This is a genomic window from Faecalicatena fissicatena (genome assembly GCF_016900595.1).
Lineage (GTDB): Bacteria > Bacillota > Clostridia > Lachnospirales > Lachnospiraceae > Claveliimonas > Claveliimonas intestinigallinarum.
The window spans coordinates 25786-46961 of sequence record NZ_JACLYY010000003.1; the positions used below are offsets into that span (position 1 = coordinate 25786).

Below are 21176 nucleotides of genomic sequence, written 5' to 3' on the forward strand. Positions count from 1 at the left end.
GCGGTCTATATGGCGACAGACATCAGCTCAGATGGATTGATCGCCGTCTATGAGGCCCTTCAGGCTTCCCCGGAGGGAAAGCTTGCGGTCAAGCTCTCCACAGGGGAGCCGGGCAGCAATTATCTGCGGACAGACCTGATCGGGGATCTGGTGCAGTCCTTTGATGATCCGACCATCGTGGAGTGCAACACAGCATACGGTGGTTCCCGGGTCAGCACGGCCATGCACTATCAGGTGGCGGAAGACCACGGCTATACGGAGATAGCGGATGTGGACATCATGGACGAGGAGGGCTCCATGACGCTGCCTGTGACGGGAGGCGCTAATCTGGAAGAAAACTATGTGGGCAGCCATTTTGCGGACTATGATTACTATGTAGTGCTCTCGCACTTCAAGGGCCATTCCATGGCAGGGTACGGCGGCGCTATAAAAAATATTTCCATCGGTATTGCTTCCCCGGAGGGAAAGGCCCATATCCACAGCGGCGGCACCGGCGGCAGCATGTGGGGCGGAGACCAGGACGCTTTTCTGGAGTCCATGGCGGAGGCAGGAAAATCTGTTGTGGATTACCTGGATGGGAATATCCTGTATATCAATGTCATGAACCGTCTTTCTGTGGACTGCGACTGCGACGGGAACCCGGCTCAGCCTGACATGCACGATATCGGGATACTCGCGTCCTATGACCCGGTGGCCCTGGATCAGGCCTGTGTTAACCTGGTCTACAGCGCGCGGGACGGGGACTCTATGGTGGAGAGGATTGAATCCAGAAACGGTCTGCACACGCTGGAGCACGCGGAGGAAATAGGACTTGGCAGCAGGACATATGAGCTGATCAATATAGAAGGTTAGAGACGAGACGGCGGAAGGCGGGACGGCATGGAGATTTTGAGAAGAGAATTTATTTACATATGGTACTATTTCAGCATCCAGCTGGAGCAGGTTTTCTTTTACTGGGTATTGGGGATGGTGATCGGCTCTGCTATCTCTGTGTTCGGCAAAGGGAAGATCCAGTCCGCCTTTGGGGCTCTTGGAGAAAAAAGGCTGGGAGTCCTGGGCCTTATTCCGGCCAGCCTCCTTGGAATCGCCTCCCCGCTGTGCATGTACGGCACCATCCCCATTGCGGCGTCCTTCTCTCAGAAGGGGATGAAGGATGACCTCCTTGCGGCCTTTATGATGAGCTCCATCCTTCTGAACCCGCAGCTGCTGATCACAAGCGGGATCCTCGGCCCGGAGGCAGTGACCGTGAGATTTCTGTCCGCCTTTCTGGGCGGGCTGGGCGCGGGACTCTGCGTGCGGTTTTTTTATAAAGGCAGGAGCTATTTTAATTTTACCGGGTTTTCAGAAGCGGAAAACAGGGACACAGATCCAGACCCGGCCATGCGGTTTCTGAAGAGCCTGGGCAGGAATATCCGGGCGACGGCGCCCTGGTTTCTTGTGGGGGTGCTGCTCTCCTCACTGTTTCAGAGATACGTTCCCGCGGATGCATTTGCAAAGCTTTTCGGGGAGCAGGAGGGGTTCGGCGTGCTGCTGGCTGCCACCATCGGAGTGCCTCTCTACGCCTGCGGCGGAGGCACGGTCCCTCTATTGCAGCAGTGGCTGGCATCGGGGATGAGCATGGGCTCCGCGGCGGCCTTTATGGTCACTGGACCGGCTACCAAGATCACGAACCTGGGAGCGCTGAAGATCGTGCTGGGGGCGAAAAGATTTGTCCTCTATCTGGGCTATGTAATCCTGATTTCCCTGGTGATCGGGCTGACAGTAGATCGGATCCTGTGAGCGGACATCTTTGCTATATATAGGACGATAAAAAATAAGTGGAAAATGAAAGGAAGGAAAAGCAGATGAAAAAGCATATTGGAGACAGTATTGCGCTCTATCCCACGCCCCTTGTCGTGGTGGGAGCGATGGTGAACGGGAAACCGAACTATGCTCTGGTGGGACATGTGGGGATCATCGGACATGACCGGATCATGGTCAGCCTCGCGAAAGCCCACTATACTAATCAGGGTATTAGAGAGACGAGGGCTCTGACGGTAAATATCGTGGACAAGGCAATGCTGAAGAAAGCGGATCGCGCCGGATGCGTCAGCGGAAACAAGGTGGATAAATCCGGGATGTTTGCCTACCGCACAGAGGGAACGGGCGCGCCGGTCATCGACGAGGCTCCGGTTGTCATGGACTGCACTGTAGACGACATTTACGAGACAGAAGGCTTTGAGAGCTTCATCTGCAGGATCGACGGGGTCTATGCGGAGGAGAGCGTGCTGAACGAAGCCGGGAAGATCGATTACCGCACACTGAAGCCGGTTCTTTTTGAAATGCCGACGTATGAGTATCTTACCACAGGGGACGTGATCGGGAAATGTATGAACCTAAGTGAGTAGCAGGATATTTTCTGTGCCTGGATGGGATGGCAAGCCGTTAAAGTATCCGCTGCTCAGAATTATACATGTGGGGCATGAAAAATGATGATTGACAGGTATTAGACTTAAGCGGGAACGCTTTTTATAATAATTATAGAAATTAAATAAATATTGGAGGGAAATAACATGGCAGAAATAAAAGATATTCCCAGGATTGCTCTTGGGGCATGGGCGTGGGGAAATGACGGTACATTTGGAGGAAACCTTGCGCCGGAAACTCTCAGGCCTGTATTTGACGCAGCGATGAAAGCAGGACTCAATCTCTGGGATACCGCGTATGCGTACGGGATGGGAACCTCTGAAAAGGTGCTGGGGGATTTCCTCAGAACAATCCCAAGAGACAGCTATTTGATCTCAGATAAATTTACCCCGCAGTGTGCGGATCCAGCAGCAGAAAATGCAGTGACCGCACTGTATGAAAAAAGCGCAGAGCTGCTGGGGACAGATTATATGGATTTTTACTGGATACACAACCCTGTGGACGCGCCAAAATGGGTGACAGAGCTGATCCCCCTTGCAAAGAGCGGAAAGATAGGGAAGATCGGTCTCTCAAACCACAGTCTGGCGGAAATCAAAGAGGCAGCGGATATCCTTGCCAAAGAGGGGCTGAAGATCTCCGCGATCCAGAACCACTACAGCCTTCTGAACCGGTCTTCCGAAACCTCCGGGATTCTGGACTACTGCAAAGAAAATAACATTATCTTCTTCTCCTATATGGTACTGGAGCAGGGAGCACTGACCGGAAAATACGACACAGAGCATCCGTTCCCGGCGGACTCAGACCGGGGAAGGACATATAATCCCATGCTCCCGGAGCTGGAGAAGCTGAATGTGGGGCTGAAAGAGATTGCGGACCGCCATCACGCGGCAATCGCGCAGATCCCGGTCGCCTGGGCAATCGCCAAAGGGACACTGCCGATCATTGGTGTGACGAAGGTCTATCAGGTGGAGGACGCTGTGAAAGCAGCGGAAATAGAGCTCACTGCGGAAGAGATCGAGACGTTGGAAAAACTTGGTGATGGGGCACAGGTGAATGTGATCCGTTACTGGGAAAAGGAAATGAAATAGAAGGACGGTTATTTCAAAAAAATCGCTGAAGTCTTGCGGCCTCAGCGATTTTCTTTGTTTTAACCCTATTTTTTGATGAATTTTGAGTCTGAAGCGGAAATCCCTTCGCTGTCAGACACGTATCTTTCCGCTCTCATATGCAGATCGTATTTCTCCCGGAGCTGAGCGATGGTCTCCATCATAGGTGAGGCGTGATGGGCGTCGAGTGCCTCCTGATCTCTCCAGCTGTCGATCAGCAGTACTGTCTCAGGATCCTTCATGGGGAAGAAGTAATCGTATTTCTCGTTCCCGGCTTCTGACCGGATCCGCGCGGCTGTCCCGCTTTTCTCCATCTCCTCGGCAAACCTGCGCGCATTGCCGCTCTCGCCTGTATAATATAAATTCATTGTGATGCTCATTTCATATACCTCGCTTCTCTGAAATTGATAGGATTTTATTTCTTTTCGTCCAGCAGCATGACGCCGTCTGCCGGATTATGGTCAATGGCTCCCACGATCCTGTGGGGCACATAGGGCTCCTCCAGAAAAGCGATGTCTTCCTTGGTGAGCTTTACGGAAAATGCCCCTGCGGCATCGTCAAAATGCGCGGCTTTTGTGGCTCCGATGATGGGAGACGCCACACCCTTGGCCCACTCCCATGCCAGCGCGATCTGCTGCATCTTCACGCCGTATTTTTCCGACAGAGAGTGGACGCGGCGGACAATCTCCATATCCTGCTCCTGGGTGCTGTCATATTTTCCCATCGCTGCCCGATCGGTTTTGCTGCGGAGAGAGTCGGAATTCCATTCCGGCCGGGTGAGGTGTCCCGCCGCGAGAGGGCTGTAGGGCATGAGGGATACATTCATCTGGCGGCAGATGGGGATCAGCTCCCGCTCATCCTCCCGGTAGAGCAGATTGTAGTGATTTTCCATCGCCACAAAGGGTGTCCACCCGTTATCCCTGGCGGCCAGCTGCATATTGTAGAACTGGTATCCGTACATGGCCGAGGCCCCGATGGCCCGCACCTTTCCGGACACCACAAGATCGTTCAGTGCCTCCATGGTCTCCTCGATGGGCGTCTCGTAATCAAACCTGTGGATGATATACAGATCCAGGTAATCCGTGCCGAGACGCTTCAGGCTTCCGTCGATCTCCCGGTGGATGGCCTCGGAAGAAAGCCTTCCCGGATTGAAGTAGACCTTTGAGGCGATGACGACCTTGTCTCTCGCGATATTCTTTTTGAGCGCGCGGCCCAGGTATTCCTCGCTGGTGCCCTCTGAATATCCGTTGGCTGTGTCGAAGAAATTGATGCCCAGATCCAGGGCGTGTTTTACGATCTTTTCTGTGGCGGACTCATCCACTGTCCAGTCATGCATTGTGCCGGCTTTTCCAAAGCTCATGCAGCCCACACAGAGCTTTGACACTTCTATATCTGTGTTCCCAAGTTTTGTGTATTCCATTTTGTTTCCTCCTTATCCAAATTATATGTGACTGCCGGCCTGATAGGCTTCGTCCATAGCCTTTGTGTTTTCCACTTCACCTTTTTGCCAGACTTCCTCTCCCCAGATACAGCCTTTGACCTGGTTTCCCAGGCCGGTAAAGATTGTGTTCAGCTCTTCCTCCACGAGCTTCAGCCCTTCTTTTCTGTCATGTCCGGTGATGATCAGATAGACATCATGTCCGCCGAGATTTTGCCATCTGGGAAGAAAGCGGTCGATCACTGTCTTCAGCTTTCCGTTCATAGAGTAGAAATAGGTGGGCGTCGCCACAACGATGACGTCTGCCTGCTGCATTTTATCGAGAATTTCTTCCATATCGTCCCTGAGGACGCATCTGCCTGTTGTGAAGCAGGCGTAGCAGGCCCGGCAGAATTCAGTGCTTTTATCGTACAGAGAGATTAACTCTGTCCTGTGCCCGGCATCCTGAGCGCCGCGCATAAACTGGCGGCAGAGAATGTCCGAGTTTCCGTTTTTCCTCGGGCTTGCTGAAAGAATTAAAACATGTTTCATTTACATTCCTCCAATCTGATTGTCTCCCGTATTGTTTACATGAAATGCTGACACTGTGTCAGCAATATTATTATATTCTTTTGTTGACATTGCGTCAAGATGCTGATGATACTTGTCAGGACTTTGAAAGACAGATATAGTATAGGCAAATGGAAGGAGAGAAGGATATGGAGCTGTTGAGGACAGCCCTCCTCCAGATTGCCCCCTGCGGCACGCTGGAGGGCAATCTGAAGAAGGGGATAGAATACTGTAAAGAAGCGAAAAAGATGGGAGCACACATCGCCCTTTTTCCGGAGATGTGGAGCTGTGGCTACGATATAGGCAGCAGGAACTATGAGGAGTGGAAAAAGGAGGCGGTTCCGGCGGATGGCCCCTTTGTCCGGGCTTTTGGCGAGCTGGCCCGGGAGCTTTCCATGGCCATCGGCATTACATTTCTGGAAAAATGCGGAGCGGGATGCCGCAATGCGCTGGCACTATTTGATCGGAACGGGGAGAGGGTCCTCACCTACGCAAAGGTGCACACCTGCGAGTTCGGGGCGGAGGCGGACCTGTTGCCGGGAGAGGATTTCTATGTGGCAGACCTGGACACGCCCCTGGGCCCGGTGAAGACCGGAGCCATGATATGCTATGACCGGGAATTTCCGGAGAGCGCCAGAATTCTGATGCTGAAGGGGGCGGAGCTCATTCTCGTGCCCAACGCCTGTCCCATGGAGATCAACCGGCTCTCCCAGATCCGGGCCAGGGCCTTTGAGAACATGACGGCCATCTGTACCTGCAATTACCCGGGCACAGTACCGGACTGCAACGGGGGCTCCACCGTCTTTGACGGGGTGGCGTACCTGCCGGAGCTTCCGGGCTCAAGAGACATGTGCATCCTGCAGGCCGGATCGGAGGAGCCCTTTGTCAGGAGTGACCACCGGATATAGCAGGGGGCAACCGCGTATAGTCATTTATAAAATCCTGATTTTTAAGAAGGAGGATGCAGAACATGAAGATTGAGATTGGGAAAGAGTTCCCCGGATATTTCAAATCCCTGTACCCGGAGGAGTTCCAGCTTTTCTCCCACTTTGAGACGACCGCCGCTGTCCCCGGCGCGCTCTTTGCCATCACTACATGGAAGGAGAACGGGAAGCCCAATGTGTGCCTCCACAGCTGGAGCTGCTTTCACGGGGACAAGACCGCCTTTTTCGCGGTCATGGGCAATCTGTACCAGCACACCCACACCTACGCCAACATCCTGCGGGAGAGATGCTTCTGCGTCAATTTCCTGCCCATCAGCTGTTACGACAGGCTGACAGAGACTATTTTCCATAACGAGTACGACAGCGATGAGTTTCAGACAGGGGATTTCACTCTGGAGGAGGCCAGGTCCATCCATGCCCCCGTGATAAGGGAGGCGTTCCTGACTATGGAGTGCACTCTGCGGGACGTGCAGGACTTAAGCGGAGCCGGCATGGCGGCCATGGTCATCGGAAAAGTGGAGCACATGTCCGTGGAGGAGGACTACGCCCAGGGCTATGCGAAAAGATACGGGGAGGAGGGCTTTATGATGCTTGTGCCCTCGCCTCAGAACCTTGTCACCGGGGAGCCGGATCTGTCGGCCATCGGGACGGTGAAGATTGAGAAATACGATTGAAGGGGAGAGAAAGCGTGGAACAGACAGTCATTGTAAACGGAACAAAGTACACGATGCTGAAGCTTCTGGGGAAAGGGAAGGGCGGCTATTCCTACCTGGCCCTTGCGGGAGGAAACTACGTGGTCTTAAAGCAGATCCACCATGAGCCCTGCGATTACTACCAGTTCGGGGATAAGCTGGAGTCGGAGCTGCAGGACTATAAAAGACTGAGAAATATTGGAATTCCCATGCCAGAGCTGCTGGACGTGGATCGGGAGAAGGAGAGGATCGTCAAGGAGTTCATAGAGGGAGAGACCGTGTATGACCTCGTGCTTAGAGGTGTGCTGCCGGAAATCTGCCAGGAGCAGGTCGAAGACATGTGCCTCCGCCTCGGCACGGCAGGACTTAACATCGATTATTTTCCCACCAACTTTATCCTGCGGGAGGGCGTCTTATATTATATTGACTATGAGTGCAACGACTATATGGAGGAATGGGATTTTGAACACTGGGGCGTCCGGTACTGGTCCGGGACGCCGGAGCTCCTGCAGTACGCCAGGAACCATGAAAATGAGTTTCGAAGGCAGCAGAGCTCTTTCTGGGCAGCCTTTGGCGAGGCGAAGAAGATGGTGCTCTCCACTGCCGCGAAAGACAGAGTTTCCTCCAGGATGATGAGCATTATCCAGATGGAGGGGCTTCTGTATTTTCAGACAGACCAAACCTTCCTCAAGTACAGGCAGCTTGCGGAGAATAAGAAGGCGGCTCTGTGCATGGACAATATACAGATTGAGGGCGTCTGCAGGGAGCTGGGACATCCCATGGAAAATGAGAGATTTGCCGGACTGTACAGAAAGCATTTTCCCGGCTCCTTTGAGAGGTATTCCGGCCTGAAAAACGAGAGGCTGTTTGTGATGAGCCCGGTCTACATCAAGAGATGGATCTACCGGGAGGGCCTGCCCTTTGAAGAGGTGTTTGAAGCGGAAGGAGAGAGGTATTCCCTGACAGAATACCAGGGGGAATGAGAGGAGACCTGCCTGTTTGGCCGCAGGAGCTGACCTTACTCATATATATTTATATATACCGCCGCACTTTCCGGCAGTACTCCTCATATGCCGCCCCGAATTTCTCGCGGCACCATCTCTCCTCGGAGAGGATGATGAAATGGCCGCTGACCTGAAATAGGAGGACGACCCCGAGCAGGAGCAGTGACCTGGTCAGCAGCGCTATCCCAAGAAAGCAGAAAAAGTAAGAGACATACATGGGATTGCGGGAAAAGCGGTAAATTCCGTCAGTGTTGAGCCCGTTTTCACCCGGCGAGGCGAAGGCCGCCACCGTGACCAGACAGAGGAGCAGTCCCAGAAGATAGCAGATGAGCCCAAGGAGGAAGAACGGGGACAGAGCCGGCTTTACTGTGAGGAAGAAAGGATAGAGAATAATTCCTGCATTTGTCAACTGATATATGTAATAAGCTGGTTTTTCGTTTCCCTTCAGGGGTGCAAACATGGCTGCTCTTTGTAGAGAGGCTTTATCAAGAAATGCCAGGACGACGAACCTGATAAAGAAAAAGGGAAGCAGCAGTATAAATCCGTTCATTTTGTTTCCTCCTGGAAATGTATGGCATACAGGCGCAGACCAAGAAGTCTGCGCCTGCACATTTTATTGGTGTAAATTTAATCGTTTCTTTTGCCCTCCAGCTCCCATATATGCCTGTCTCTCTGGAAGTAGAGGCATACCAGTATGCCTGCAAATGCGATCACAAAGAACAGAAAGGCTGCGCCTGATCCCTTTCCAGTGCCAAACAGGATGGACGGGATGCTGCCCCTGTCCTGGCCTGCCATAAAGGGCTCAAAGACCCGGTCTACGAGAACACCGCCCAGCAGATAGCCTACAGGTATGGTGAAAAACTGCAGAGTATTTCTCGCGGAGTAGACCCGCCCCTGCATCTCCAAGGGTATGTGGGTGCGGAAGAGAGCGTCCATGTTGGTGTTCATGACCGGGATGAAGAGCCAGCCAAGGACAGCTCCCAGGCACCACACAGGGGTGCCCCGTCCAAGAGCAAGAAGAAAGTTTTCCGTGCTCATGGCAAAGAGGAGGGAGAGGCAGATGGCTCTGACCCGGCTCCTGGGTGCCGGCAGGAAGGTGACGATGGCGCTGCCTGCCACATTTGCCAGGCCTGTACATGCGGATACCAATGCCAGCGCCCCCTGGCTTCCCCCGTTTCTGGAGAGAAGCATGGCGGGAAGGGCCGCATTGTACACCGAGGCCACCAGGTTGATGGAGGCCAGAAAGAGGATGAGATCCAGGATCCCCCGGTTTTCCCCCAGGTAGCGCAGGCCCTGGCCGGCAGCCACCAGCACAGACGACTGTCCCTCAGAGCCTTTGGACAGATCCCGCTCCGGTATCTTCACAAAGAAGACCAGACAGAGGAAGGCTGTCGTGAAGGTGAGAAGGTCAAAGGCAATGACCGCGTAAATGCCCAGGGCCGACAGAAGGGCTGTGGCGAAAACCGGCGCCAGTATAGTCACAAGGGAGTTGGAAAAGGCCCGCATCCCAGCTGCCTTCTGGTACTGCTCTCTGGGAGTCAAAAGGCTCACCGCCACATCCGAGGCGGGCTGCTGCAGGGTGTTCCCAAGACCGCTCAAGGCGTTGACCACATAGAGGTGCCAAAGCTCCAGGCGTCCGGTCGCAAGGAAGGCCAGGACGGAAAGCGTGCACAGAGCCGCAAAGCTGTCGCACACCAGCATGGTGAGCTTTTTGTTCCAGCGGTCGCTTAAGGCTCCCGCAAAAATGCTCAGCAGCACATAGGGGGCGTAGGAACACACAGTCAGAAGGGAGGAGGCCAGAGCCGATCCCTCCTGCTGGTAGGCCCATATGACAAGGGCGTAGCTCGTCATGGAGCTGCCAAGGGCTGAGAATCCCTGGGTGGCCCAGAGGATGATAAATGTATGTAATCCATTAAATAAAGTATTCAGTTTTTGTATCATGACTTTGCTCCTTTTCTCTTTTTTGATAAAACAGATCAAAAGTGCAAAGCCCTTTCCGGACGGCAGTATTTTCCGTTTGACAAAGCTCCGTGTCAGTCCCGTCCGGGATCAGACTCTGCACGGAGCAGCTGCAATACAAAGCCTCACGTGGATGCCTCCTCTCTCAGAAAGTGCGCATATGTGTCGTGTATCTGCTATTATACCGGAAACGTCTCCTTATGACAACATCGGCATTGACAGATGCCGCCTTTTGTTATACACTACATATTGTTTACAAGTAAACTATAGTGACCTTGCGGGGGAAGAGACATGCAGAGAACAGTGGAGGCCATGCTTGGCTATTTTAACCAGATTCGGCAGGTGTATGCCAATGAACTGAACAGAAAATTCGAGGAGGAGCGGTTTTCACCCAATGAGATTTCCATACTTATTCTCCTGTCCAACAACCGGACCATTGACACGGCCAGCCAGCTGCGGGTCATCCTGGGCGTCTCCAAAGGGCTTGTGAGCCGGAGCCTGGAGTCCCTGGCCGCCAAAGGACTGGTGGAGTGCCGGCAGGATGAGCGGGACAGGAGGATTCAGAGAATTTGTCTGACAGAGCAGGCAGCGCCTCTTGTCAGCAGACTGCAGGGGGAGATAAAAAAGATCAATGAAGCCTTTCTGGAGGGGATTTCCCAGGAGGAGATCGACCAGATGGAGGCGACTATGACGAAAATTCTTGACAGATTTACAGAAAAAGGAGAGAGATAGACAATGAAGATGGAGATGTCGAGAGAAGTGAATCTGGGAGAGGAGCCCATAGGGCGACTTCTGATGACGCTGGCAGTGCCGGCCATCACATCCCAGCTCGTGAATGCGCTTTATAACATGGTGGATCGGATGTACATCGGGCACATACCGGAGATCGGCTCCACGGCTCTGACGGGAGTGGGGGTCTGCTTCCCCCTGATCATGATCATATCCGCCTTTGCCAGTTTGATCGGCATGGGCGGAGCGCCCAGAGCCAGTATCTACATGGGAAAAAAGGACAACAAAACCGCGGAGAAGATCATGGGGAACTGTTTTACGGCCCTGATCGTGATAGCTGTCATCCTGACGGCGGCGGTGCTCCTCTTCCAGGAACCCCTCCTCTATCTTTTCAGCGCCAGCAGCGATACCATAGGCTACGCCAAGGAGTACATGAGCATCTATGCCGTTGGAACCATCTTTGTGCAGCTGACGCTGGGCATGAACGCCTTTATCTCCGCCCAGGGATTTTCCAAGATCAGCATGCTCACCGTGGTGATCGGGGCGGTCACCAACATTGTGCTTGACCCGGTGTTCATTTTCCTGTTTGACATGGGCGTGGCGGGAGCAGCCCTGGCCACCATCCTGTCTCAGGCGCTGAGCGCCGTGTGGGCGGTCTGGTTCCTGTGCGGGAAAAAGACCGTGCTCAGGCTGAAAAAAGAAAACCTGCGCATCCGCCTGTCTCTTCTCATGCCCTGCGTGGGCCTTGGCGTGGCGCCCTTTGTCATGCAGTCCACGGAGAGCATCCTGCTTCTGTGCTTTAACTCTTCTCTGCTGAAGTACGGCGGGGATCTGGCGGTGGGAGCCATGACTATTCTGTCCAGCGTCATGCAGTTTGCCATGCTGCCCCTGCAGGGCCTGACCCAGGGCGGACAGCCCATCATCAGCTTTAACTACGGCGCGGGAAACATGGCCAGAGTGAAGAAGGCCTTCCAGATCCAGACGATCTGCTGTTTTACCTTCGCCTTTGTGCTGTGGGCGGCAGTGCAGCTTGTGCCGGGACTCTTTGTGGCCATTTTTACCAATGACGCCCAGCTTGCGGAGCTGACCAAGTGGGCCCTGCGGATTTACATGGGCTCCGTGCTCCTGATGGGCATCCAGATTTCCTGCCAGCAGTCCTTCATCGCCCTGGGCAATTCCAGAGTCAGCGCCTTCCTGGCTATTTTCCGGAAGATCATCGTGCTCATCCCCTTGATCTACATTCTCCCGGCTCTTCTGGAGGATAAGGTGTTCGCCGTGTTCCTGGCGGAGCCGGTGGCGGACGCCATCGCGGTGCTGACTACGTCTACTTTGTTTTACAGGGAGTTTAAAAAGCTCATGAAAAAAGAGGAACCCTAGTTCCTCTTTCGCGAAATGTGGATATAGTACAGCACCCCTGTCAGATCGGCCAGCACCCACCCGATGGGGACGGACATCCAGATGCCGGTGACCCCGATCCAGGGGACAGCGGACAGGATGTAGGCAAGAGCCACCCGGGTGCCGAGGGAGATGACTGTGAGCACCACGGACATGCCGGGCCGGGCGATGGCCCGGTAGAGCCCGTAGAGGAGAAAGAGAAGACCGATGCCGAAGTAGAAGGAGCCCTCTATGTGAAGGTAGTGGACGCCGGCGGCGATGATCTCCGTCTCTCCGGCAGACACAAAAATCTGCATCAGAGGCTTGGCGAAGACACATACAAGAAGACTGATGATGAGACAGAAGAAGAAGGCGCACAGGAAAGCGCTCTTCATTCCCTTCCGGATCCGGTCTTCTTTTTTTGCGCCGTAATTCTGGGCGATAAAGGTGGAAAACGCGTTCCCAAAGTCCTGTACCGGCATGTAGGCGAAGGAGTCGATCTTCACCGCCGCCGCGAAGGCCGCCATGATGACAGGGCCGAAGCTGTTGACAAGCCCTTGGACCATGAGGATGCCAAAATTCATGACAGACTGCTGGAGACAGGTGAGAAAGGAAAAGCTGGTGATTTCGTGGAAGATTTTGTGGTCCCATTTTCTGTGCTGCTTCCCGGGCATCATCTCCGGGAAGCGGATCCTTGTGTAGACGGCAAGACCGACGCCGGACACATACTGGGAGAGGATGGTGGCAAAGGCAGCCCCTGCCACGCCCCAGTAAAAGACAACCACAAACACCAGATCAAGCACAATGTTCATCACCGCGGACACAGCCAGGAAGATGAGGGGGACTCTGGAGTTCCCGATGGACCGCAGCAGGCAGGCGAAATAATTGTAGAGAAATGTCCCGACAATTCCTGCGAATATGACAAGGAGATAATCCTCCATCAATCCTGTGATAGAGCCGGGGACACGCAGGAACCAGATGATTCCCCGGATGCCGGCAAAGACCGCCACGTTCAGCACGACTGTCACCGCGCCGATAAAGACAAAGGACTGAAAGATGCCCGACTTCATCCGGTCAAAATCCTGCTGGCCGTAGCTGATGGAAAAGGAGGCGCCGCTGCCCATACAGAGCCCCAGGATGATAGAGGTAAGAAAGGTCATCAGAGTGTAGGCACTCCCCACTGCCGCCAGGGCGTCCGCCCCGAGAAAGCGGCCCACGATGATGGTGTCCGCGATATTGTAGCACTGCTGCAGGAGATTTCCCGCGATCATGGGCAGTGCGAAGATGAGCAGGCTCTTTGTGATGCTGCCTGTCAGAAGTTTGCTTTCCTGCATAAAAATTTCCCTCCCAAATGCACTATTTTCTATTATAGGGAGGGAAACAGTGTGTGTCAATGCAGGATAGCGGTTGACGGTATGGGGAAAAACAGATATGATAGGAGAAAATTATTGGCGGCCCGGGCCGCCCTTTGGAGGTTTCTATGGGTTTTGATCTGGATGTGAGTATTCCGGCTTTGACAGTATTGATCCAGGGGCTTTTGAGCTTTCTCTCCCCCTGCGTATTCCCCCTCATTCCGCTCTACATCGGCTACCTGTCGGGCGGGACAGGAGTGAAGGATGAGGAGGGAGTCTGGCACTATCCCAGGGGAAAGGTACTGGTAAACACCGTATTTTTCGTCCTCGGCATCAGCTTTACCTTTTTTCTGCTGGGGTTTGGCGTGTCCGCGGCGGGCAGCTTTTTCAGAGATTATCAGAGCATGTTCGCAAAGGCGGGCGGTATCCTTGTCGTCGCCCTGGGGCTCTACCAGCTGGGGGTGTTCGGCTCCTCGAGACTGCTGGGAAATGAGCACAGGCTGCCCTTTCACCTGGATCGGATGGCCATGTCCCCTGTGACAGCCCTCCTGATGGGCTTTTCCTTCAGCTTTGCCTGGACGCCCTGCGTGGGACCGGCCCTATCCAGTGTACTCCTCATGACGGCCTCCGCCGGCACAAGGGCGAAGGGATTTCTCATGATCGGCGTCTACACCCTGGGATTTGTCCTGCCCTTCCTGGCGGTGGGCATTTTCACCACCTCCCTTCTGAAGCTTTTCAGGAGGCATATGAATATTGTAAAGTACACGGTCAAGATCGGTGCTGTGCTGATGATCCTCATGGGACTTATGATGTTTACCGGGAAAATGAATGATATCACGGGCTATCTGTCCGGCGTGGGAGACACGGGCCAGGAGCGTGTGTCCGAAAATACAGAGGATGGCGGCGAGAGCGATGGAGAGGAGAGCGGAGGCGAGGGCAGTCAGCAGGACGGCACTGACCAGGAGAGCAGTTCCGGTGCGGTGGAGTTCACATTGACAGATCAGTACGGCGCGCGGCACAGCATTTCCGACTACAGGGGGAAGGTCATCTTCCTGAACTTCTGGGCCACCTGGTGCTCTCCCTGCAGGATGGAGATGCCGGATATCCAGGCCCTCTACCAGGAATACGAAGCTATGGGAGAGGAGGCAGAGGTTGTTTTCCTGAGTGTCGCCACGCCGGGGCTGGGAGGCGAGGGGACAAAGGAAGAGGTGATAAGCTTCATGGAAGAAAATGGCTACACCTACCCGGTTCTTATGGATGAGACAGGGGAGGTGAGTGCCATGTTCGGGATCAGCGCCTACCCCACCACCTACATGATCGACCGGGAGGGGAAGGTGTACGGCTATGTCAGCGGCGCCCTGAGCCGGGAGAACATGGAGAGCATCATCCGGCAGACGCTGGAGGGAGCCAAAGAGAGCTGAGAGAGGAAAAAGAAAACGTGCGCGGAAGGAGATTTCTTCTTTGCGCACGTTTTTGTACATTTATATCTTGCTTTTTATTTGCTCTCAAGGATCTTGTCAATGCTCACCAGCTTGACGCTGAGGACAAAGATCTCTGTGGCGACCTTAAGCTCCTCGGCTGTGGGGTAGGAGGGAGCGATGCGGATGTTGCTGTCCTGGGGATCCTTTCCGTAGGGGAAGGTGGCGCCCGCCTCTGTCATGATCAGGCCCGCCTCCTTTGCCTTTGCCACGATTTTCTTCGCGCATCCCGGGAGGGCATCAAAGGAGATGAAGTAGCCTCCTCTCGGGGACAGCCAGGAGCCGATTCCAAGGCCTCCGATCTCTCTTTCCAGAGTGGAGAGGACAGCCTCGAACTTGGGACGCATGATGTCCGCGTGCTTTTTCATGTGCTGTACCATGCCGTGGATATCCTTGAAATATCTCGCGTGGCGGAGCTGGTTCACCTTGTCGTGACCGATAGTCTGGATGCTCATCTGCTCCCGGATCGCCTTCAGGTTGGCTGTGGAGGCGGCGATAGCGGCGATGCCGGAGCCGGGGAAGCTGATCTTGGATGTGGATGAGAATTTGTATACCATATCCGGATGCCCCTCTTTTTTGCACTCCATGAGGATCTCGATGAGGTAATCCTGTTTATCTTCATATAAATGGTGGATGCCGTACGCGTTGTCCCAGAAGATGCGGAAGTCCTCCGCGGCCGGGTTCAGCTTGGCAAAGCGGTGCACAGTCTCATCAGAGTAGGTGATGCCCTGGGGATTGGAGTATTTCGGAACGCACCAGATACCCTTGATGGCCGGGTCAGTGCTCACCAGCTCCTCCACCATGTCCATGTCCGGGCCGGTGGGAGTCATGGGCACATTGATCATCTCAATGCCAAAGTACTCTGTGATCTTGAAATGGCGGTCATAGCCGGGGACGGGACATAAGAATTTTACCTTGTCCAGCTTGCACCATGGGGTGCTTCCCATCACGCCGTGGGTCATGGAGCGGGCGATGGTGTCGTACATGATATTCAGGCTGGAGTTGCCGAAGATCACGATATTGTCCTTCGGGACCTCCATCATATCGGCGAGAAGCTGCTTCGCCTCCCGGATGCCGTCCAGAACGCCGTAGTTACGGCAGTCTACGCCTTCCTCGCACACAAGGTCAGAGCTGCTGTTCAGAACATCCATCATGCCCATGGACAGATTTAACTGCTCTGTGGACGGTTTTCCTCTGGACATATCCAGCTTCAGCCCCTGGGCTTTTACCTGCTCAAACTCAGCCTCCAGTTCAGATTTGATTTTCAACAGTTCCTCTTTTGACAATTCTTCATATGCTGCCATCCTTGCATCCTCCATCATCATTTTTCTCATTTTTCACTCAATGTTACCATTGTAGCGGCAAACTGAACGCCCGTCAATCGTTTCCTGCAAAAAATATCCATTTAATAAGGAAATTCGTAAGAAATATCAAGAAAAATGAAATTTATAAGCGTTTTTCATTCATTTTGCAGGAGGGAGAGGAGCGACTGGAGCGGATGGGAAAGAGGGGGACGCAGCTCTGGCCTGTCCGGGCTATCCCGGTATGTAGGCGGCGTGGCCGAGGGCGTCCGCTCCGGCCACGCGCTGCAAAGGATGATCCGCCTATTTCATGGACGGCTGGGTCAGAATCGAGCGGACGTGCTCGATCTCCTGCTGGCTCGCCTTGGCGGCGGGCACATAGTAGCTGCGCTCGCGGGCCAGATCGTAGAGCTTTTCCTGGGACATTTCACAAGCGTTCCGCATCTGCTTTAAGCACTGCTTCAGCTCCTTGTTTTCTGTCTGTGGGATCATCTCGCCAAATCGGGTGAGCTCCCCGTTCACTCCGGCAAGGGCGTCCGCAACCATTGTCTTTTCATTCAGCATTTTCTTTCCTCCTCGCTGTTATTTTTTCCTTTTTCTGTCTTTGGCTTCCGGCAGGCAGAGCCTACAGAAAGCGAAGGAGCTCCTGCTTGTTCTGCATGGCGCTGTCGGCTGCGTCCTGGAACAGCTTTTTTACTTCAGCGTCCTGAGCCATGCTGGCGTACTCTGACATTTTCTGACAGCTGGTCTCGTAGCCGCCGATGAGATGGCGCAGGTTCTGCAGGTCGAGAACAGATATTTCAGACATGTTTTTCTACCTCCTTTTTGTGTACTGCGCTGTTAGTGTTTGGGAAAACAGGAGAAAATATACAGGATACGAAAAAAATCCTGCCATATGGACGCGTCGAACAGCTTCTGTCTTTACTTCCCGGGCGGCAGGTGATATATTACAGACAGATATCATTAATAAGGAAACAGGAGGTACAGACAGAATATGAAGGTAGGTATTTTGGGGGCGGGCCGGATCGCAGCAACCATGGCAAAGACATTAAATGGGATGAAGGAGGCGGAGGCTTACGCCGTGGCGTCCAGGAGCCTTGAGAAGGCGGAGGAATTTGCCAGGAAAAATCATGTGGAAAAGGCATACGGCTCCTACGAGGAGATGCTGGCTGACGAGGAGGTGGAGCTGGTGTACATAGCCACGCCACATTCCCATCACCTGGAGCATGGGAAGCTGTGTATTTCCTACGGCAAGCCGGTACTCTGCGAAAAGTCGTTTACAGCCAACGCGGCCCAGGCCAGGGAGCTGCTGGACTATGCGGCGGAAAAGAAGGTGTTTATCACAGAGGCCATCTGGACAAGATATATGCCCTCCCGGAAGATGATCGACGACATCATCGCCTCCGGGGAACTGGGAGAGATCAAGATGATCAGCGCCAATCTGGGATATGAGCTGACAGATAAAGAAAGGATGTTAAGACCTGACCTTGCCGGCGGCGCTCTTCTGGATGTGGGTGTCTACACCCTTAATTTTGCCAGCATGGTGCTGGGGGACGACATTGTGAAAATGACCTCTGAGTGCGTGAAGACCGACACAGGCGTGGATGGCCAGGACGCTATCATCCTCACCTACAGGGACGGAAAGCTGGCTGTGCTCCACACAGGCATGTGGGCGGATACAGAGCAGTACGGGATTATTTATGGAACAAAGGGGTATATGATTGCCTGCAATATTAACAATATTGATACAATTCAAATCTATGCGCCGGACCGCCATCTTGTGCGGGAGATAAAAGTGCCGGAGCAGATCACAGGCTACGAGTACGAGGTTCAGGCCTGCCGGCGCGCCATCGCCGCAGGAGAGCTGGAATGCGAGGAGATGCCCCACGCCGAGACGCTGCGGATCATGGAGTGGATGGACGCCCTCCGGGCCGACTGGGGCGTGAAATATCCGTTTGAATAGAGGAAAATATGTAGATGCACATGTAAACGCAGACGTAATGCTTTTTAAAAGCATTACGTCTGCGTTTACATCTACTGGTGCATAATTGTGCCCGGTCTGGTGTGTCAGACTGCATATTTTCTTGACAATAGCGACAATTGACACTATAATACTTAGGAACCTAAATAAATAAATGGCCCGAATTTACGGGACTTTACCGGATTTGAGGTGAGTTTCGGAGCTGCGCAGAAGAAAGGCGGTGTTGTGTGTGGAAACAGGAAAAATGATCAACATGATCTCCAACCGGCTCAGGAGGCGCTCTATGGCGGTGCAGGAATCAGTGGGGATCAGCGGTTCCCAGGGGAATATACTGGATTACATTTTGGTGGAGGGCATGAAGCGCAAGGTCTACCAGAAGGATATAGAGAGGGAGTTCGGACTGCGGCCGCCCACCGCATCGGAGGTACTTAAAGCCCTGGAGAAAAGGGAGCTGATCTGCCGTGTTCCGGACGAGGAGGACGGCCGCTGGAAGCGGATTGTCTTCACCAAGAAGGCGGAGAAGATCCACGAGGCGCTCAGGCGGGAGATCGAGGAGTCGGAGGCCCTCCTCCTGCGGGGCATTTCCCGGGAGGAGCAGGAGACATTTCTTGAGATTGCGGGAAAAATGCTGAAAAATCTTGATGAGCATTACAGGTAAAGCAGACAGCACAATAGATGAAACTGGAAGGAGAGAGCAGAAAATGAAGGAAAATGAACTGGAAAAGGACTGGATGGGAACTATGAAGGTGTCCAGCGCGGTGGCGAAGATGGCTATTCCCAGCGTCATCAGCAGTCTTGTGACCGTGCTCTACAATATGGCGGACACTTTTTTCGTGGGACAGACCGGCGATGCCCTGCAGGTGGCGGCTGTGAGTCTGACGAACCCCATCTTTATCCTCTTTATGGCTTTTGCAAACATGTTCGGCATGGGCGGCAGTGCCGCCGCTTCCATGGCCCTTGGACAGAAAAATGAGAGAAGAGTGCGGCAGGTATCCTCCTTTGTCACCTACGCCTCTCTCATTGTAGGCGTGTTTTTCGCTGTGGTTCTTCTTGTGTTCACCGGTCCCATCCTGTCTCTTTTTGGAGCGGATGCCCAGACCTATGAGTATGCGAGAGGGTACACGATTTACGTGGCCGTTGGAGCCCCCTTTATCATCTGGTCCGCCGCTGCCAGCTTTGTGGTCCGGGCGGAGGGAGCCAGCAGGGAGGCTATGATCGGCAGCATGATCGGGACTATCGCCAACATTGTGCTGGATCCCCTCTTTATATTCGGCTTTGGCATGGGAGCTGCCGGGGCGGCCATTGCCACCACCATTGGAAATGTCATGGCAAGCGCCTACTACCTGTGGTACTTTTTGAGAAAGTCTGTGTCCATGTCCCTGAGCCCCAGGGATTTCAACTGTGGGGACGGCATACTGAAGGGAGTCTGTTCTACCGGCCTTCCGACAGCCATCTTCTCAGCCCTCATGAGTGTGTCCACCATTGTGCTGAACCAGATCCTTGTGGCCTACGGAAATGATCCGGTAGCAGCTATCGGTATTGTGTTCAAGGCAAATATGTTTATCACATTCCTCCAGATGGGACTTGCAAACGGCGTCCAGCCTCTTCTCGGCTACAGCTATGGGGCGGGCAGCACAGCCCGGTTCCGGGAGGTGGAGAGCTTTACGAAGAAATGCTGCGTTGTCGTGGGTGTGGCTGCCACGGTCCTCTTCTTTGTGGCGAGGGAGCCCATCATCCGCCTGTTTATCAGTGACAGCGACGTGGTCCGCTACGGCGTGGAGATGCTGGTGGCCTACATGGTCTCCGGCCCCTTTATCGGCATCCTCTTCGTTAACATGAACTGCATGCAGTCTGTGGAACACGCCCTGCCGGCTACGATCCTGTCGGTCATGAGACAGGGGGTTCTTCTTATCCCTCTCCTCTATCTGCTGCAGGCGGTGGCCGGTCTGAACGGAGTGATCTACGGGCAGGCCATCACAGATTACATTGCGGTGCTCCTCTCCATCATCATCTGGAGAAGGATCCGGAAATCTCTGTAAAAATGACCTGCCGCTGTTATCTCCCTTCCCTGCTGTCCTGTCCTCTTGCCGCATCCACAAAGGCGAGAAACAGGCGGCGCATATTGAGGGACCGGGTCATGCACTCGGGATGCCACTGGACTCCCAGGACAAAGGGGTGGGAGGGCATCTCCAGCCCCTCGGGGATTCCGTCCGGAGCCCTGGCAGTGACTGTGAGCCCTTCCCCCGGCGTCAGGACTGCCTGATGATGAAAACTGTTGACAGCTGTGGTTTCTCCAAAGATTTTATATAGGATGCTATCTTTTTTGACGGAGATAGTATGGCAGAAATCGCTGCGCAGCCGGGATCTTTGCATGTGGTTCAGGACCGGCTCCTCCCTTAAGGAGAGATCCTGGAGAAGCTCCCCGCCGCAGGCGGCGTTCAAAACCTGCATGCCCCGGCAGATGGCGAGGACGGGCTTTGACGTGGAAAGGACATATTTCAAGAAAAGAATCTGAAATATGTCCGTTTTTATGTCCGTCTCCCCGGAGGGAGACAGGGGAGGGCGGTCCAGAAGAAAGGGGGTGATGTCCCCGCCGCCGCAGAATAGAAATCCGTGGCAGCAGGAGGCCATGACCTCCATCAGTCTCCGGTTCCCGTTCTCCACGCAGGGCAGAAGGACCGGGCAGCCTCCCCCGCGGCACACGGAAGAAATGTAGCTGTCTGTGACAAACTGGCGGTTCCCTGCAAAGCCACAGGTGACGATCCCGATCACAGGAGTTCCGGCAGAGGTACGAACAGGAGTCATACGCTTTCCTCCTCAAAAATAATGTAGTATAGTATATGTGCGAAAGGAGGAGGTAAGA

General features: G+C 53.9%; 23 protein-coding genes. 13 read left to right on the forward strand and 10 right to left on the reverse strand.

The window, feature by feature from the left end:
• The first annotated feature begins 9 nt into the window (after positions 1 to 9).
• From H7U36_RS03875 to H7U36_RS03890, 4 genes are all read left to right on the forward strand, one after another.
• The gene (locus H7U36_RS03875; RefSeq protein WP_334299346.1) at positions 10 to 852 is read left to right on the forward strand and encodes a DUF362 domain-containing protein; all 843 of its coding nucleotides are present in this window, start codon (positions 10 to 12) and stop codon (positions 850 to 852) included.
• A 27-nt stretch (positions 853 to 879) separates the two neighbouring features.
• Positions 880 to 1779 carry a permease gene (locus H7U36_RS03880; protein ID WP_191493182.1) on the forward strand — a complete coding sequence of 300 codons (900 nt, stop codon included), beginning with the start codon at positions 880 to 882 and terminating at the stop codon, positions 1777 to 1779.
• Positions 1780 to 1844: 65 nt separating this feature from the next.
• On the forward strand, positions 1845 to 2387 hold the full coding sequence (locus H7U36_RS03885; RefSeq protein ID WP_033126895.1) for a flavin reductase family protein: 543 nt from the start codon (positions 1845 to 1847) through the stop codon (positions 2385 to 2387).
• A gap of 165 nt (positions 2388 to 2552) precedes the next feature.
• On the forward strand, positions 2553 to 3494 hold the full coding sequence (locus tag H7U36_RS03890; RefSeq protein WP_138303545.1) for an aldo/keto reductase: 942 nt from the start codon (positions 2553 to 2555) through the stop codon (positions 3492 to 3494).
• 65 nt (positions 3495 to 3559) lie between these two features.
• Here the strand turns inward: H7U36_RS03890 and H7U36_RS03895 are convergent, their stop codons facing one another.
• From H7U36_RS03895 to H7U36_RS03905, 3 genes are read right to left on the reverse strand one after another with little or no spacing between them, the layout of a single operon-like run.
• Complete coding sequence (locus H7U36_RS03895) at positions 3560 to 3880, reverse strand: putative quinol monooxygenase (protein WP_330637025.1); 321 nt, start codon at positions 3878 to 3880, stop codon at positions 3560 to 3562.
• Between the two features lie 47 nt (positions 3881 to 3927).
• Positions 3928 to 4932 carry an aldo/keto reductase gene (locus H7U36_RS03900; protein WP_191428384.1) on the reverse strand — a complete coding sequence of 335 codons (1005 nt, stop codon included), beginning with the start codon at positions 4930 to 4932 and terminating at the stop codon, positions 3928 to 3930.
• Between the two features lie 21 nt (positions 4933 to 4953).
• Positions 4954 to 5481 carry a flavodoxin family protein gene (locus H7U36_RS03905; RefSeq protein WP_191428385.1) on the reverse strand — a complete coding sequence of 176 codons (528 nt, stop codon included), beginning with the start codon at positions 5479 to 5481 and terminating at the stop codon, positions 4954 to 4956.
• A gap of 167 nt (positions 5482 to 5648) precedes the next feature.
• Between H7U36_RS03905 and H7U36_RS03910 the strand changes: the two genes are divergently transcribed.
• The 3 genes from H7U36_RS03910 (at position 5649) to H7U36_RS15365 (ending at position 8118) form a co-directional block, all read left to right on the forward strand.
• Positions 5649 to 6407: a carbon-nitrogen hydrolase family protein gene (locus H7U36_RS03910; RefSeq protein ID WP_081958108.1), complete on the forward strand. Its 759-nt coding sequence runs from the start codon at positions 5649 to 5651 to the stop codon at positions 6405 to 6407.
• Positions 6408 to 6469: 62 nt separating this feature from the next.
• Positions 6470 to 7117 carry a flavin reductase family protein gene (locus tag H7U36_RS03915; RefSeq protein WP_191428386.1) on the forward strand — a complete coding sequence of 216 codons (648 nt, stop codon included), beginning with the start codon at positions 6470 to 6472 and terminating at the stop codon, positions 7115 to 7117.
• Between the two features lie 14 nt (positions 7118 to 7131).
• Positions 7132 to 8118: a pyridoxamine 5'-phosphate oxidase family protein gene (locus H7U36_RS15365; protein ID WP_330637026.1), complete on the forward strand. Its 987-nt coding sequence runs from the start codon at positions 7132 to 7134 to the stop codon at positions 8116 to 8118.
• Between the two features lie 49 nt (positions 8119 to 8167).
• On the opposite strand, the gene H7U36_RS03925 is transcribed toward H7U36_RS15365, so the two are convergent.
• Together H7U36_RS03925 and H7U36_RS03930 are read right to left on the reverse strand one after the other, a co-directional pair.
• Complete coding sequence (locus H7U36_RS03925; protein WP_191428387.1) at positions 8168 to 8689, reverse strand: methyltransferase family protein; 522 nt, start codon at positions 8687 to 8689, stop codon at positions 8168 to 8170.
• Positions 8690 to 8766: 77 nt separating this feature from the next.
• A complete protein-coding gene (locus H7U36_RS03930; RefSeq protein ID WP_191428388.1) occupies positions 8767 to 10080 on the reverse strand; it encodes an MFS transporter in 1314 nt (437 codons plus the stop codon).
• A gap of 309 nt (positions 10081 to 10389) precedes the next feature.
• Here H7U36_RS03930 and H7U36_RS03935 point away from each other — a divergent pair, with 309 nt between their 5' ends.
• Both H7U36_RS03935 and H7U36_RS03940 read left to right on the forward strand, forming a co-directional pair.
• Positions 10390 to 10830 carry a MarR family winged helix-turn-helix transcriptional regulator gene (locus H7U36_RS03935; protein WP_205148338.1) on the forward strand — a complete coding sequence of 147 codons (441 nt, stop codon included), beginning with the start codon at positions 10390 to 10392 and terminating at the stop codon, positions 10828 to 10830.
• 3 nt (positions 10831 to 10833) lie between these two features.
• The gene (locus H7U36_RS03940) at positions 10834 to 12204 is read left to right on the forward strand and encodes an MATE family efflux transporter (protein WP_243425722.1); all 1371 of its coding nucleotides are present in this window, start codon (positions 10834 to 10836) and stop codon (positions 12202 to 12204) included.
• On the opposite strand, the gene H7U36_RS03945 is transcribed toward H7U36_RS03940, so the two are convergent.
• On the reverse strand, positions 12201 to 13535 hold the full coding sequence (locus H7U36_RS03945) for an MATE family efflux transporter (RefSeq protein WP_191428390.1): 1335 nt from the start codon (positions 13533 to 13535) through the stop codon (positions 12201 to 12203). The genes H7U36_RS03940 and H7U36_RS03945 overlap by 4 nt on opposite strands.
• 146 nt (positions 13536 to 13681) lie before the next feature.
• On the opposite strand from H7U36_RS03945, the gene H7U36_RS03950 reads away from it, so the two are divergent.
• The gene (locus H7U36_RS03950; RefSeq protein ID WP_191428391.1) at positions 13682 to 14974 is read left to right on the forward strand and encodes a cytochrome c biogenesis protein/redoxin; all 1293 of its coding nucleotides are present in this window, start codon (positions 13682 to 13684) and stop codon (positions 14972 to 14974) included.
• 74 nt (positions 14975 to 15048) lie between these two features.
• Here H7U36_RS03950 and H7U36_RS03955 read toward each other — a convergent pair whose 3' ends face one another.
• From H7U36_RS03955 to H7U36_RS03965, 3 genes are all read right to left on the reverse strand, one after another.
• Positions 15049 to 16335: an aspartate aminotransferase type Ic gene (locus H7U36_RS03955; RefSeq protein WP_191428392.1), complete on the reverse strand. Its 1287-nt coding sequence runs from the start codon at positions 16333 to 16335 to the stop codon at positions 15049 to 15051.
• Positions 16336 to 16635: 300 nt separating this feature from the next.
• Positions 16636 to 16893 carry a spore coat protein gene (locus H7U36_RS03960; protein ID WP_033125106.1) on the reverse strand — a complete coding sequence of 86 codons (258 nt, stop codon included), beginning with the start codon at positions 16891 to 16893 and terminating at the stop codon, positions 16636 to 16638.
• Positions 16894 to 16957: 64 nt separating this feature from the next.
• Positions 16958 to 17140 (reverse strand): hypothetical protein, encoded by a 183-nt coding sequence (locus tag H7U36_RS03965; protein WP_033125053.1) that lies wholly within the window; start codon positions 17138 to 17140, stop codon positions 16958 to 16960.
• Positions 17141 to 17326: 186 nt separating this feature from the next.
• On the opposite strand from H7U36_RS03965, the gene H7U36_RS03970 reads away from it, so the two are divergent.
• The 3 genes from H7U36_RS03970 to H7U36_RS03980 all read left to right on the forward strand — a co-directional run bounded on the left by H7U36_RS03970 (position 17327) and on the right by H7U36_RS03980 (position 20352).
• A complete protein-coding gene (locus tag H7U36_RS03970; RefSeq protein ID WP_205148337.1) occupies positions 17327 to 18295 on the forward strand; it encodes a Gfo/Idh/MocA family protein in 969 nt (322 codons plus the stop codon).
• Between the two features lie 247 nt (positions 18296 to 18542).
• Positions 18543 to 18971 (forward strand): MarR family winged helix-turn-helix transcriptional regulator, encoded by a 429-nt coding sequence (locus tag H7U36_RS03975; RefSeq protein ID WP_033125107.1) that lies wholly within the window; start codon positions 18543 to 18545, stop codon positions 18969 to 18971.
• A 43-nt stretch (positions 18972 to 19014) separates the two neighbouring features.
• Positions 19015 to 20352, forward strand: coding sequence for an MATE family efflux transporter (locus H7U36_RS03980; protein ID WP_205155733.1), 1338 nt, complete (start codon positions 19015 to 19017; stop codon positions 20350 to 20352).
• 16 nt (positions 20353 to 20368) lie between these two features.
• Here the strand turns inward: H7U36_RS03980 and H7U36_RS03985 are convergent, their stop codons facing one another.
• Positions 20369 to 21118, reverse strand: coding sequence for a gamma-glutamyl-gamma-aminobutyrate hydrolase family protein (locus tag H7U36_RS03985; protein ID WP_205155734.1), 750 nt, complete (start codon positions 21116 to 21118; stop codon positions 20369 to 20371).
• Positions 21119 to 21176 lie beyond the last annotated feature (58 nt).